Below are 13,479 nucleotides of genomic sequence, written 5' to 3'. Positions count from 1 at the left end.
ATGCCCGCGTCGATGCCGATCGGGAAGAAGTACGAGAAGGTGCCGAAGCCCTTGTCGACGGCGAGCTCGCGCACCGCCGCGTACGAGCCGGCGAAACCGATCCCGGCGATGATCACCGCGCCCGCGACGACCAGGCCGATGAGTATCCGCTGCGCCCGGCCCTGAATCATGGTGCGTGGTTCCCTGGTCCCCGTCACGCCCTGCTGCCTCTCCCGTTTCTGTGCTACTCAGCCATCACCTTGTCATGGACTCCCGCAGCGATGAACCCTCGGGTCCTCAACGCCCTGCTTCCCGAAGGGCATGCCGCATTTCCACGAAGTGCTGACGGCGCGTCCGTGCCCGTTGGATCCCGAACTCGCGGTCGGCGGTCATCGTCCTTCAAGCTTCGTTGGCAGGATGGCTGGCCACCCTCACCAAGTCGCTCACCAGCAGGCCGCTCACGGGTCACGAATCGAGGACGAAGGATGAGGGCCTGGGCGGCGGCCGGGACGAGTGCGGCGTTGCGCCAGGCGCTCGCCGCTCACGGCTTGGCCCGGCACCATGTTCACGAGCTCGGGGCCGCACTGGTCACCGTGATGCTGGAAACCCCCGAGACGCAGGCCCTGGCCGTACTCCTCAGCCGACGCGACACTCGTCCCCGCCAGGTGACGCCGGGTGGGGGGCCGGGCCTGCAGAGACCGCTGCCGCCGCGCTCACCGACGCTCTCCGGGCAGGTGAGCTCCGGCCTCACCCCGCATACCGCCCAGGCGGTGGTCACACCCCTCACCGCCCGGCCCGGCCCGGCCCGGCGCCGCGCCGCACGGCAGGCGGCGGACTCGGGTCCGGCTTCAAGGGCATCGCCGCCCGGTAGCTGGCCCCGCAGCCCCGATCCTCGCCCTCGTCTGGCCCTCAAGTGGGCTGACAACAGGGAGAACCCGGCCCGCTTACGGACCGGGTTCTTTACGGCGTAAAGATGGGTCAGCCGTAGAGCTTCATCGCCCTGCCGACCTTGACGTAGGCCATGGCAGCTTCGGACTTGGGGTTGTAGAGCGTGATGGGCAAGGAGGCCGAGTACGACTCGGGCACCTTCACGTCATCGCGAACGGTGGGCACTACGACCAGCTCGCCGTATGCCTCGCGGACCTGTCGCTCTATGTCGAAGTAGACCTTGCCCTGGGAGACGCCGGTGACGCCTTCGCCGATGACGACCCAGTCGAGTCCGTCGCGCATCCCCATGAATCCGAAGGACTTGTAAAGTTCGGCGATCTTGTCTTCAAGTGAGGTCAGGCCGCGGGCTTCCTTCTCCTGACTCTTGGTACACCCGACGATCTCATGTCCGGCGATGAGCGCGCCCTGGGTGCCGAGGTCGAGGTTGCCGGGACAGTCGAGCAGGATGACGTCGAAGCGGCCGAGGAGCTCCGGGAGGAGCCGGAAGAGCCACAATTCGCGTGCGGTGACGCCCGCGAGCTTGACGCTGAGGGTGTCGAGCCTGCCGGACTCCAGGACGAGCCAGAGGCCCGGGATGGCCTCGCCGGTCTTGCTGTGGCGGCCAGGAACGAGGGCCTCAGTCAGAGTGCAGATGCCGTCGACGACGTCGATGAGGGTGGGCAGTTCCTCGTCAGCGTCGGGGTCGTCGTAACCGAGGAGCCGTGAGACGTCGCGCTGCCGGTCCAGGCCGATGACGCAGACGGTCAGGCCGTGGGCGGCGGTCTGCTCGGCGAGAGCGGCGGCCAGGGTGCTCTTGCCGGAGCCGGCAGAGCCGCTGGCAAGCGTCAGGACGCGGGTCTTGCGGCCGGTGTCTGCGGGCGGGGTCATGGTGTCGATGGTCACGGGTTCTCCGCTCTACGCCGCTGGAGCGGGCTCGGTGGTGGGCCGGTAGTCGGTGTGAGTCTCCAGCCAGTCCGCGTACGCGCGGGCGTGAGTGGAGTCGGTGCCACCCGTACGGGTGGCGTGGAGTTCGCACCGGGCCAGGGCCAGGGCGAGTGCGGCGCGAAGTTGGCGATCGGTGCCTTCCTCGCCTGCCAGGGTCGCCAGGTTCAGCGCGGAGGATCCCTCAGCGGTTTCGGTGAGCCACTGCCCGGCAAGCGCGACAGCCTCGTCGGGGGTGACCGGTGCCTGGGCGGCGATGATGGAGAGGCGAGCGAGGTCGCCTGCCCCTGCGGCGATGGCGATGAGGCAGGACTCGCGCCTGGCCTTCGCGGCATCGTCTAGCGGGGAACTGTCTCCGCCGCCGGCTCCTCCCTGCGCGGGTACCTTGCTGCTCTTTTTCACCTTGGGCTGCTTGGCGGCTGCCGGGTCGGCGGCGCGGCTCGCGGCTCGCTTCTGTTCGGCTTTCCACGCGGCGAGCTGCTCTTCGCGGCCCTTGATCTTGCCGAGGTCTCGGGCGATCTCGATGGTCATGCCCGGAGCGCGCGTCTCGAGGGCTTCGCGGAGCTCGGGCTGGAGGTTGCCCAGACGGCGGCGCTGGGAGACCCAACCTGGGGTCTTGCCGAGCTTCTTGGCGACGGCGTCGTAGGTACCGAGCTCCGCCTTGAGGTCTTCGATCGTGGCGAGTTCCTCGAAGGGGCGGAGCTCCTCGCGGGCGATGTTCTCGATCGCCGCCGCAACGAGGATCTCCTCGCGCGTCGTCAGTTTGGTGTTCAGGTGCACCGGCAGGGTCTTCAGCCCTGCGCGGCGCGCGGCGGCCAGGCGGCGGTTACCGCCGATGACCACGCACCCCGCGACCGGAAGTCCGTCTGCGTTCTCGGGGAAGGCGGCCCGGAAGGTCTCCACCGGAATGACGAGACAGGGCTGCAGGACTCCTGCGGTCTCGTAGGTGTCCGCGAGCCCTTCGACGCCCTCCAGGTCCCGGCGGGCGTTGCGCGGGTTGTGAACGAGGGAGTCGAGGGGCATCTCCGGAGTGGATACGTTGCCGGCGAGCACCGCGTTCTGCGCGTTCACTGCGGCTTGTTGTGCCCGCTGGGCTGCGAGCTGCCGCCTCCGCTCCGCTACGGAAAGCCCATCGTTCTGCGCGCCGGCCATTCACACTCCAGGTTGGTCTTGCCGATGTCTCGGCCTGGAGCTTAGCGAGCACCTGCGGCGCCGGAGACACACCCCGCTCTTTACGCCGTAAAGAAGCGTGGGGGATAGGTCGCACATGTCCCGATTGCCGCCGGGTCTTGGTGAGCATCTTTACGCCGTAAAGAACAACCTCGTCGAGCCGGGGGCGAGGTGCTCGGTCTTTACGACGTAAAGAACAGGACGTCGGGGAGAGGTTCGAACTTTCCGATCTTTACGCCGTAAAGAAGTCGGCGGGCCCCGGAGTCTTGGTGAGACCGGGGCGTCGCCCGCCAGCCGGGGGAGTCCGCTCCGCGTGCCGACGGCATAGAGGCCGGGCCTTGAAAACACGAGAAGGCCGGCGTCCCGCGAGGATGCGGGCGCCGGCCTTTCGTGGCGACTCGATGAACGGGCACAAGTGGCGGCTTGGTCGGCGCGGTTGGATCAGGAAGAGGGGCGCGACTGGGTCTCAGTCTTTCGTGGCCCCTGGAACGCATGAAGCCCCGGCTCCCTCGCGAACCTCTGCGGGGAGCCGGGGCTTCGACTTGCAGGCCGCCCACGCCGCGGGCACCTCTAGGACTATCGGGCGCCTGCGGCTGCGACCAGGGCGAGGGTCTTTGCCACGGCGTCGGTCAGGGTCTCGCACACCGGGACGCCGTGGCGGCGGGCCACGTAGGCGAGGTACCTGTTCCGCTCGGGGTTGGGGCACTCGGGCGGGACACCAAGAACTGCGCGGCCGGTGCTGACGTCCAGGCCGAATTCCACGTTCGTCGTCATGCCCGGCATCGTGCGCATGTCGCGGGGGATCCAGAAGAGGATCGCGTCGGCCGCTGCGCGGGCGGCGGTCTCCCAGTCGACCTGGTGCTCGTAGCGCTCGGCCCGGAGGCCGTTACGGGACTCGGGAGACAGGACGGTGAGCGGTTCCGGGCCGGTCCACTGGGCGGTGATGAGGTCGAGAGCCGGGGGCCGCCACGAGGGGACCGGCGCGCTCTTGTCGGGGGTGGGTCCGGCCAGGAAGACCTTGAGGCCGGCAGGGATGGTCTCGCGGGCCATGACGAGGCGGACGGTGCTCATCGGGCCTCTCCCTTCTGTATGGCAGCGCGGGCGGCGTGCTGCGGGGTCCAGGGCAGCGGCAGGCCGTCGCCCTCCTGGCGAGGAATGCAGTGAACGTGGAGGTGATGGACGCTCTGGGTCGCCGCCGCTCCCTTGCTGGTGATCAGGTTCGCGGCGGGGTGCTCGGCCATCAGCTCGGCGGCCCGGCGCATCACTGCGGCGGTCACCTCCGGGTCGGTGCCGGCGTCCTGGACGTGCACACGCGGCAGAACCATGACGTGCCCCGCGTTCACGCCGCCACTGCGTGGCCGAACCGCGAGGGCGTCGGGCCATTCACGGACGATCACGGCCGGGGCTTTCCCGGCAGCGATGGCGCAGAAGGCGCAGTTCCTTATGTCCTTGGAGGTCTCGGTCATGGGTGCCTCTCTGGGGCGGGCTGTGGGGTGGTGTGGGTGACGCGGAACGGGTTGCCGTGCACGCCCGTCACGGCCCTGGCGTCCGGGGTGCCTTGGGCGCGCTGCGCGGCGGCGTGCTCTTCGGTGGGCCGGGAGTCTCGGGGCCTCCGGCGGGGAACCGCTCCAGGACGGTTCGGGCCTGCGCGGTGGGTGCCTTCAGGCGTCGCCGTCGTTCATGCGCTCGTGGATGTCGATGAGGCGGGTGATGGTGTCGGGGTTGTCCGCCAGGCCGACCCACTGTCTGAGCGCGGTGAGGACGGGGACTTGGTCGCGGTCGGCGTCGAAGATGATGCAGTAGTCGCCGTACCGGTCCATCACCATGTCGCGCAGGACCGGGACCAGTGCGGTGTCCAGGACCCTCAGGGCGTCGACGACGAGCCGGGCGGGCTCGCCGGGCCTCGGCGGCTGGACCAGGGTGCCGGTCGCGCGCAGCAGGTCGCCGGGATGGATCCGGTTCAGCAGCTCGTGGACGATCCGGGGATCGCCGCTGGTGCAGGTGTCGACCGTGTCGTGGATGTCGTCTTCGACGGAGTCGAGGTCGACGGGGACGATCAGGTCGAAGGTAGTGGTGCCGCGCGGGCCGGGGGCGGGTATCGCGTCGACCCCGCCGTCGACGGCGCAGTGCTTGGTGTCCATCAACTGGCCTCCGCCAGGGTTTCGGTGGGGCGAGGAAGACGGGTTCGGGGGGTGTACTGCGCGAGCACCAGGAGCTCGCGGTTGCGCTGGCGCTGTGCGTCGGTGAGGGGACGGGCGTTCGCGCCGTGACGGTGCCAGAGCGGGGAGGGAGGCGGCTCGGGGTAGGCGAGGGTGTGGTCGACGTCGCGGATGCTGCTCATAAGGGACCTCCTGGTGGAGGGTTCAGGCGTGGTCGGTGTCGTTCACAGGACCCTTCAGACGGTGAAGGGAGGAGGTCGGGCGTGGTCCGAGGCGGTCGGTGCTTACGCAGCTCGCCCCCACGAAGCCGTTCCCGGGCGCCCGTCGCGGCGGCCGTTGAGGGACGGAACCGTGGTGTGCGCGGCGGTGGCGAACCGGGCCCGGCCGGAGTGCTTGCCTTGTGCTGAACAGGCTGTGAGGGGCCACCGCGACCGCCCCGGCCGCGGGCCGCGGGGCTCGGGGGTGGGGCGGCACGGAGTGCTTTCACGTGGTCAGTAGCCGAGGTGGTCGTCGACGACGTCAGCCGTCTCGACGATCTGGGCGGCCAGGCGGTAGATATCGCGCGCGGCAGCCCGAGCGGGCTGCCGAAGGATCAGGTGGGCGGCGAACGCGGTTGCCTTCTCGGCGAGCTCGCTCGCCTGGGTCGCGAGGACCTCCTCGGCCGCGATGTCACCGGGCTCGGCGGGCATCTGCGCGAGTAGCTGGTGGGCCACGTCGGCCAGAACGGTGCTCGCGGCGGTGAGGTCGCCGGTCGACAGCCAGTCCTCCAGGTCCTCGTGTCCCGTCAGGTCCGGAGTGTAGGAGCCGGTGGGAGTGAAGGCGTCGGTATTGTCCGTCCGCGCCTGCAGGATGATCCGGCCCTGGTACGGGTCGGCGACGATCCTGCGGTTGGTGACGGTGTGCAGGAGGGTGACCGCCCGCTCGCCGGGCCGGGTGGCGGGCACCCAGGCACTGCCCAACCGCAGGATCAGGACGGCGCCGAGGCGCTCCAGCGGGTCGGGCCTCATGGTGTCCCGGCATCGCAGCCGGGTGACCTCGGCGACGAGCCAGGCGATGTCGGCCCGGGCGTGGGCGATGAACTCGCCGGCGGGGAGCGTGGTGTCGCCGCTGGTACCGAGGACGGCGACCGGCTGGCCGGTGATGTCCTCGATGAGGCCGGCGTCGCCGAAGCGTTGACGCCAGGCGGCGTCGGGCAGGGCGGTGAGCCGGGCGCGGATCTCGTGCAGTCGGTCGGGAAAGGCGCTGTGCAAGGGGTTCTCCTCACTCAACGGGCCGGGCCGGGGTCTGTGGTGGGCCCCGCCCGGCAGGAAACGGGAGGATGCAAGAGGCGGGACGCTCGGCCGGCGTGGCCGGGCCGGTCGTCAGAAGTCGAGCCGGATCGTGATGGCTCTGCGGTGGTCGCCGTAGTCGCGATGGGGGTCGTGGACGGTGCGGTGGTGTGCGGCAAGGCCCGCTGCACCGCCCTGGACCGGGATGCGGCACTCGCCGCAGCCGCGCCACCACTCGTCCCCGGCCGGGAGTTCGGTCGGGGTGAGCGGGTGCGGGTGCGGGCCGTCGGCGGCGCGGCTCATTCCCGGACCGCCGCGGCGTACTGCTCTTCCAGGTCGGCGCGGCCGTAAGGGTCGTCGTCCATGCCGGCCGCGTGGTCGTCGGCCTCCTGGTCGAGGTCGTCGTAGCCGCCGTGGACGGTGCAGATGGTGTCCGGGTCGTCGAGGGCGCCGGTGATCGCGTCGAGGAGCGTGGTGACGGAGTGGGCGGGGGTCCAGGCCGGGGCGGTGCACTCGTGGTCGATAGGGCAGTTGGTGAGCAGGTCGAAGGCGTAGTCGCCCTCTTCGTCGACGTCCGTGCGCAGGGCGAGGATGAGGCGGTCGGCGCCGAGGGTGATCTCGGCAACGCGGTCGCCGTCGGCGAGCGTGGAGCCGTCCACCCACCGCCACAGCGGGAGGATCTCGTCGCCGAAGACGCGGCGGACGAGGAGGAGGGAGCCGAGGCCGGGGTGGCCGTCCCAGCCGAGGTCGGCGCGGCGCCGGTTGCTCGCCCGCTGCAGGAGCGGCTCCAGGCGGTGGAGCTGGTCGACGAAGACGACGTGGTCGAAGCCCTCGCCGCGCAGGCCGGGGAAGGCGGTGACGGCGGCGGTGTGCTGGGCGCGGACGGTGTCGGCGGGCACGGCGCGGTCGGGGGTGCGGGCGGTCTGCCGGATGACGCAGAGGGAGACCGGGGTGCCCATGAGGACCGCGACCGTGGGGATGGCGTGGCGGCGGGCGGCCTGCACCAGCTCCGCCCTCACGGCGCGCTCGCAATTCGTGGCGTCGACGACGGTCGTCTTCTTGCGGGCCAGGCGGGCTTCCAGGACGGTCCGCAGGGCGGCGACCGCGTCGGCGGTGGCCTGCTGGTCGCCGGCGTTGTCTTCCCTGTTGGATCGGCGTGTTGAAGCGGATCGAGCAGGGGTGGATGAGTGCCGGGTTGGCGTACGTTCTGGGTACCGGTAGATCGCCGGGGCGCGGGGGAACGGGTGGCTGTTCTGGCCGGGTGGGAGGACCTGGCTGTACGTGAGGATCGCGTCGGGATTCATCCTGGGGATCCGATTCTTCTTTCTCCGGACTACCGGATCGACGAGGTGCTGAGCCGGTACCTGTGCCAGTCGTCGTTCGCCCGTCTCGCGCAGGAGACGAAGCGGAACTACACGGACGACTACTGCCTGTTCTTCGATTTCCTGTGGGGTCGGGGGAAGTGGTGGAGCGAGGCGTCGGCGGACGACCTGTGGGACTTCGAGGACTGGCGGACCCGCTCGCCGCGGAACCCGCGCCGGGTCGGCGGGGCGCGGTGGAACCGGGGACTGGCCGCGCTCGCGCGGCTGTATGAGTGGGCGGTGCAGCGCGAGTACGTGCTGGCGAACCCGGTGCTGATGCGTACGGTCACCGGCCGGACCGGCGAGGCAGTGCTGGTGCCGACGGCGCGGGCGAAGAACGCGCGCACGAGCGAGGTGCGCTGGCTGACGCCACGCGCCTTCCGCCGCTGGGTGGATGTGGGCCTGCGCGGCCACAGCGCGGACGGGCTACCGGACGCCGGGTGGGCGGGACGGCTGGCCGACCGCAACGCGGCCTTCGCTAATCTGCTGTTCTCCTCCGGGGTGCGTCTGACGGAGGGGGCCTCGCTGCTGACGGTGGAGGTTCCACGTCTTCAGCTGGAAGGCGGCCGCTACTACGCGGGGCGTCTGGCGCGGGTAGTGACCAAGTCGAAGCGGGCGCGCACGTTCTATGCCTCCTCTGTCGTGGTGGGAGAGGTCGAGGGGTACGTGGAGTCGTCGCGCGCCCGGGTGGTACGGCGCGCGCAGGCGGTGGGCCGGTACGACGGGCTGCCGATGCGGCTGGTCACGCACGAGACGGGCCGGCACCGCCGGATGCTGCAGTGGCGGGACCGGAACGGCGTGGTGGGTCAGACGCCCCTGACGGAGGCGACGGTGGATGAGCGGATGAGCTTGTTCGTCGAAGGCCCCGCCGGTCCGGAGCCGTTGTGGCTGTGGCTGAACGAGTCCGGGCTGCCGTTCCACCCGGCTTCCTGGGAAGGCGTGTTCCGCATGGCGAACGAGCGGTGCGAGAACGTGCTGGCGCCGGTGATGAGCGAGCCTCCGTTTTGCACCCCGCACATGGCCCGGCACAGCTTCGCGCTGGTCATGCTCGTGGTACTCAACCACGTCATGGACCGGCGCATGGGCCTGACGCCGGAGGAGCGGCGGGACTTCCGGCTGCTGTACGGCGATCCGTGGCGGATGGTGCAGGACCTGCTCGGCCACGCCCAGCTGGAGACCACAAAGCACATCTACCTCGCTCCAGTCGCGGACCTGCAGCTACGGTCGCTGCTGGCCGACTTCCAGCCGTCCGACGGCCCGATCTCCGAAGGGGAGCTGACCTCGGTGTTCGCGCGGCTGGCGAGGGAGAGCGAGGGCATTCAGGACCTGAGCGACACGCTGGTGGCCCGGTGAGCCGCCGCGGCCGCGCGGCCGCCCTGCCCGATACCCCGCACCAGCGGCCGACGGCCCTGGAACACGACGGCCTGGTGGTGACCCATCGGGATCAGCAGGGCCGGGTGCGCCGCTACGACTTCGGCGCGTTCCCTGTCCCCGGGCCGTTGCAGCGGTCGTTGGCCGTGCTGTTCGCCGCCAAGTGCACCCCTGGCGGGGGCTGGGACAGCGTGGAGACCAGCGAAGCCAGCTGGTACGTGGTTCGTCCCTTCGCGGAGTTCCTCAGCGAGCTGGACCAAGTGCCGCAGGACGTGGACCGGCTGACGACGGCGCACTGGAATGCGTGGCGGCTGAGCCTGCCGCCGACCACGAACGGGTACACCAAATACTCCATCGTGGCCGGCCTGCTGCAGCTGGATAGGCGGCTGGCGCGGCCGGTACGGGAGGCGATGGCCCAGCGGTTCGCGTGGACACCGGGCCGCGAACTGGCCTACACACACGAGGAGTTCACAGCCATCCGTGTGGCAGCGCGGCGAACGTTTCGTACGGCGCTGCTGCGGATCCGGGAGAACACCGAGCACCTGGCGGCCTGGCGGGCGGGCCGGATCGAGGCGGGCGGCACCGCATGGCTGCTGGGCGAGGCGCTGGACGTCCTGTCCCGCACCGGTGACGTGCCCGTCTACGAAAAGCCGCGTACGGTCCGCAGGCCCTACCGGGCCGCGCTGGTCGGCGGCTCGGCGCGGTGCACCTGGGGACGGCTCTACCTCGGCCGCAAGGAGACGGCCGCGCTGGCCGTGCTGATCGTCGCGGAGCTCGGCCTGAACGTCACGACGCTCTCCGAGATGCCCGTGCCCGAGACACTGCCGGGCACAGCGGAGGCGGGCATGCCGGTCTACCGGCTGCATCTGGAGAAACGGCGCCGCGCGGGGCACCGCGGCCGGTTCGAGAGCCGCAATGTGACCGACTCCGGCGCCGACTCCTCCGGGCGCATCATCACCGAGGCCCTGGAGGCGACCGCGCACGCCCGGGCCCTGCTGAAGCAGCTGGACGCCGACGTCGACCGGCTGCTCATCTGGCGCCAGACCACTCCGCACGACGCACAGGCGTATCCGAACGCGGTGCGGATCGGCCCGTTCGGGTTCGGCGTGGACGAGATGGCCGGCGGCGCATGGGCTCGCTCGGTCGGCTTGACGGGGTCCCCGCTGCGGCGCATGCGCAAGACGGTGAACGTGCTGCACCGGCGCGAGCCCGGGCAGAACACCCAGGAGACTCACGACAGCATCTACGTGGTGGGCGAGCCGCAGGCCCAGCAGGCGGCGGTTCCGGTCATCGCCGACGGTGCGCTGGAGGCGGTGGATGCCGCCAGCCGCACCGTCTTCACCGCCCGCCTCACCTCGGCCGCGGAGGCGGGGGACCGGCAGACGGTGACCGCGGCCTGCGCGGGCTGGGAGCACAGTCCGTTCAGCCCGGCCGGGCAGGGCTGCGCTGCCTCGTTCCTGCTGTGCACGGCCTGCCCGAACGCCCGGGTCACGCCGGCTCATCACCCGCGCCTGGCTCACCTGCTCAACGCCCTGGATCACTTGCGCGGCGTGGTGGAGCCGGGCATCTGGGAGGCGGACTGGGCGGATGCCCATGCCCGGCTGACCGACCTGCGCGGCCGGCTCGGCGAGCCGGTCTGGCAGGCGGCGCTGGAGGCCGTCACCGACACCGACCGCATGGTCATCGACCAGCTTCTGCAAGGGGACTTCGACCTGTGACCGCTCTGCCTGCCGAACTCCCTGTCCTTCCTTCCTGGGATACCCCGGTCGTCGCGCCGTCGCTGGTCCTGGCTCCCGGCCCCGTGCCGGTGTCGATCTACGCCGACGAGGTGTGGTCGTTGGCCCCGCTGGTCGCCAACCCCAGCGCCGCCCGGCCCGGGCTGGACTGGGCGCGGTTCCCGGACGCGGTGCGGTCCCAGGTGCAACTGGCCGCCTGGATGATGATCAACACCCCGTTGCCGGCGAGCGTGCTGGTCGGGCATCCGAGCTGGCACTCCCGCCTGGGCCCGATCGGGATCTACCACACCGTGCTGCGCTGGCAGCGCTTCACGCTCTGGCTGCACGAGAAGGGTCTGGACGCTCTGCACGCGGTCACAGAGGACGTTCTGGTTTCGTGGGCCGGCCATCTGGCCCGGCAGCCAGGTGCCAGCCGCGGCAACGTCACCAAGGATCTGGTGGCCCTGACCCGGTTGTGGGCGTTCGACGCGGCCGGTCCTGCTCCGAACGGGATGGCGATGCCGCCCTGGCACCGTCTCGGCGTCGACGACTTCCTGCCCCGGGCGGCCGCCGCCGGGCGGGGCGAGAACGCCACCGAGGTGATCTCCCCGGCCACCATGGGGCCGCTGCTGATCTGGGCGCTGCGCGTGGTCGACGACTTCGCCGACGACATCCTCGCCGCCTGGGCAGAAAGCCGACACCTGGCCGACGCCGCCGTGCGCACGCCAGGCACGCCGGAGTCCAAGGCGCGCCTGAAGCGCTACCTGCAGGACCTCATCGACCGCGGCCAGCCGGTGCCCTCCCGGCCCAACGCCGGCTACCGCCACGCCCTGGCCAACACCTACATCGCCGCCCACGTCGGCTGCCCGTCGTCGCAGATCAACGCCCTGCTGATGACTGAGCCATGGCAGCACCTGCTCGCCTACGTCGACGCCAACCCCGGTCCGTGCCCGCTGGCCACACCCATCACCGGCCGCGTCGACGGCGAGCCGTGGACGGCGTTTATCGACTTCACCGAGACCCGTGAGCTCATGCGGCATCTGGGCACGGCGTGCTTCATCGTCCTGGCCTACCTGACCGGGATGCGCCCGGCCGAGGTGCTGGGTCTGGAGGCTGGGTGCTGCCCGGAGGTCGCCACCGGCCGGCACCTCATCTACGGGCGCGAGTTCAAGAACGCCTTCGACGAGGACGGCAACCACCATTCCGCCGGCCGCCTGCGCGAGGTGCCCTGGGTGGCGATCCCACCGGTGGTGAGGGCGATCCGCGTGCTGGAGAAGATCGCCCCGACCGAAGGGCTGCTGTTCGACGCAGCCACGCACACCTTCGTGAACACCCCCACTCCCAGCACGGCCTCCTTGCGGTATTCGGGGCTGCGCTCGCGCATCGAGGCCTTCGTCGCGTGGGCCTCCAGCCTGGCCCGGCGCCTGGGACGGGAGGGCGAGGTCATCCCCGACGATCCGCATGGCTCGATCGGTCTGGCCCGATTCCGCCGCACCCTGGCCTGGCACATCGCGCGCCGCCCGGGCGGCCTGGTGGCACTGGCCATCCAGTACGGGCACATGCGCACCGCGGTCAGCGGCGGGTACGCCGCCCGCGGCCGCGACGGCATCCACCAACTGCTGGACCTCGAAACCGCCCGGGCCACCGCCGACACCCTCACCACTCTCCACGACGACCTCGCGCGCGGGGTGGGCATCTCCGGTCCGGCCGCGCGCCGCGCGATCCACGCGGCGGCGCAGGCGCCGGCCTTCGCCGGGTCGATCCGCACCCACCAACAGGCCCGCGACATCCTCGGCAACCCAGCGCTGAACGTCTACGACAACGAGCGCTCCTTCCTGATGTGCGTCTACAACCGGGAGCGGGCCTTGTGTCACCGCCTGGACGTCGACGACGCCCCGCGCCTGGACCGCTGCCGGCCGTCGTGCGCGAACATCGCGCGCACCGACCACCATGCCGCCCAGCTCGTTCAGCACGCCCAGGCCCTGGAGAAGCAGGCCGCCTCCGAGGCGATTCCCGGCCCCCTCGCCGACCGCCTCGCCCGCCGCGCCGCGCAGCTGCGAGCGCTGGCCGATCGCCACGAGCATGACCGCATCCACCCGCAGGAGCCGACCTCATGAGCCCAGCCCCCGACGAACGCGATCGCATCCGTGCGGCGATGGACCGCATCCTGGCCGGGCACCCCGAGCACTCCAACGGCGCGCTGACCATCGTCGCCCTCGCACTTGAGGCCGGAGTTCCCCGCAACGCTCTCACCCAGCGCCACACCGACCTGAAGAACGAGTTCTACGACCAGGTCCGCGCCCGCGGACAGACTCCCGACAGTGAGAAGCGGCTGCGCCAGCAGGTCCGGCGGCTGAAAGAACTGCGGGCCGCAGACGCCGAAGAGATCGCCCGGCTCAAGGCCGACGTCGAGGCGCTGGTCGGTGCTCTGCACCAGTCCACCGTCGAGACCCGGCTGCTGCGGCAGCAGCTGGCCGGTGGAGCTGGCGTAGTACGGATGCTGCCCACACAGCCCCGCATCAACGAAACCGAGCCCCCGGTTTCCCCCGGCCTCACGTGATCGTCCAGCCTGACCGTCGGCACCTGC

14 protein-coding genes and 1 pseudogene are annotated in these 13,479 nt (G+C 70.9%); 4 read left to right on the top strand and 11 right to left on the bottom strand.

Annotation, left to right across the window (positions count from 1 at the left end):
* From ABZ135_RS23775 to ABZ135_RS23725, 11 genes and pseudogenes are all read right to left on the bottom strand, one after another.
* The coding region (locus ABZ135_RS23775) for a DUF2637 domain-containing protein (RefSeq protein WP_356698246.1) at positions 1–170 on the bottom strand (170 nt) is incomplete at its 3' end.
* A 787-nt stretch (positions 171–957) separates the two neighbouring features.
* On the bottom strand, positions 958–1,809 hold the full coding sequence (locus ABZ135_RS23770; RefSeq protein WP_356698242.1) for a ParA family protein: 852 nt from the start codon (positions 1,807–1,809) through the stop codon (positions 958–960).
* Positions 1,810–1,821: 12 nt separating this feature from the next.
* A complete protein-coding gene (locus tag ABZ135_RS23765; protein WP_356698241.1) occupies positions 1,822–3,000 on the bottom strand; it encodes a ParB N-terminal domain-containing protein in 1,179 nt (392 codons plus the stop codon).
* Positions 3,001–3,594: 594 nt separating this feature from the next.
* Positions 3,595–4,089 (bottom strand): nucleoside 2-deoxyribosyltransferase domain-containing protein, encoded by a 495-nt coding sequence (locus ABZ135_RS23760; RefSeq protein WP_356698240.1) that lies wholly within the window; start codon positions 4,087–4,089, stop codon positions 3,595–3,597.
* Positions 4,086–4,484 carry an HIT domain-containing protein gene (locus ABZ135_RS23755; RefSeq protein ID WP_356698239.1) on the bottom strand — a complete coding sequence of 133 codons (399 nt, stop codon included), beginning with the start codon at positions 4,482–4,484 and terminating at the stop codon, positions 4,086–4,088. The genes ABZ135_RS23760 and ABZ135_RS23755 overlap by 4 nt, the downstream gene beginning before the upstream one ends.
* Before the next feature lie 195 nt (positions 4,485–4,679).
* The gene (locus ABZ135_RS23750; RefSeq protein WP_356698238.1) at positions 4,680–5,159 is read right to left on the bottom strand and encodes a hypothetical protein; all 480 of its coding nucleotides are present in this window, start codon (positions 5,157–5,159) and stop codon (positions 4,680–4,682) included.
* Complete coding sequence (locus tag ABZ135_RS23745; protein WP_356698237.1) at positions 5,159–5,359, bottom strand: hypothetical protein; 201 nt, start codon at positions 5,357–5,359, stop codon at positions 5,159–5,161. The genes ABZ135_RS23750 and ABZ135_RS23745 overlap by 1 nt, the downstream gene beginning before the upstream one ends.
* A gap of 102 nt (positions 5,360–5,461) precedes the next feature.
* Positions 5,462–5,575: pseudogene (locus ABZ135_RS23740) on the bottom strand (GGDEF domain-containing protein); the annotation flags it as partial.
* 93 nt (positions 5,576–5,668) lie between these two features.
* A complete protein-coding gene (locus ABZ135_RS23735; RefSeq protein ID WP_356698236.1) occupies positions 5,669–6,427 on the bottom strand; it encodes a hypothetical protein in 759 nt (252 codons plus the stop codon).
* A gap of 111 nt (positions 6,428–6,538) precedes the next feature.
* A complete protein-coding gene (locus tag ABZ135_RS23730) occupies positions 6,539–6,748 on the bottom strand; it encodes a hypothetical protein (RefSeq protein WP_356698235.1) in 210 nt (69 codons plus the stop codon).
* On the bottom strand, positions 6,745–7,749 hold the full coding sequence (locus ABZ135_RS23725; protein ID WP_356698234.1) for an ATP-binding protein: 1,005 nt from the start codon (positions 7,747–7,749) through the stop codon (positions 6,745–6,747). Before ABZ135_RS23725 ends, ABZ135_RS23730 begins: the two co-directional genes overlap by 4 nt.
* Here ABZ135_RS23725 and ABZ135_RS23720 point away from each other — a divergent pair.
* From ABZ135_RS23720 to ABZ135_RS23705, 4 genes are read left to right on the top strand one after another with little or no spacing between them, the layout of a single operon-like run.
* Complete coding sequence (locus ABZ135_RS23720) at positions 7,690–9,159, top strand: site-specific integrase (protein ID WP_355273802.1); 1,470 nt, start codon at positions 7,690–7,692, stop codon at positions 9,157–9,159. The two genes, ABZ135_RS23725 and ABZ135_RS23720, sit on opposite strands and share 60 nt — an antisense overlap.
* Positions 9,156–10,895 carry a hypothetical protein gene (locus tag ABZ135_RS23715; protein ID WP_355273805.1) on the top strand — a complete coding sequence of 580 codons (1,740 nt, stop codon included), beginning with the start codon at positions 9,156–9,158 and terminating at the stop codon, positions 10,893–10,895. The genes ABZ135_RS23720 and ABZ135_RS23715 overlap by 4 nt, the downstream gene beginning before the upstream one ends.
* On the top strand, positions 10,892–13,009 hold the full coding sequence (locus tag ABZ135_RS23710) for an integrase (protein WP_355273808.1): 2,118 nt from the start codon (positions 10,892–10,894) through the stop codon (positions 13,007–13,009). The genes ABZ135_RS23715 and ABZ135_RS23710 overlap by 4 nt, the downstream gene beginning before the upstream one ends.
* Positions 13,006–13,452: a hypothetical protein gene (locus ABZ135_RS23705; protein ID WP_355273811.1), complete on the top strand. Its 447-nt coding sequence runs from the start codon at positions 13,006–13,008 to the stop codon at positions 13,450–13,452. The genes ABZ135_RS23710 and ABZ135_RS23705 overlap by 4 nt, the downstream gene beginning before the upstream one ends.
* Positions 13,453–13,479: the final 27 nt, after the last annotated feature.

This window comes from Streptomyces sp. NPDC006339 (genome assembly GCF_040612775.1).
Classification (GTDB): domain Bacteria; phylum Actinomycetota; class Actinomycetes; order Streptomycetales; family Streptomycetaceae; genus Streptomyces.
This window is presented reverse-complemented; position numbering and strand designations above follow the sequence as displayed.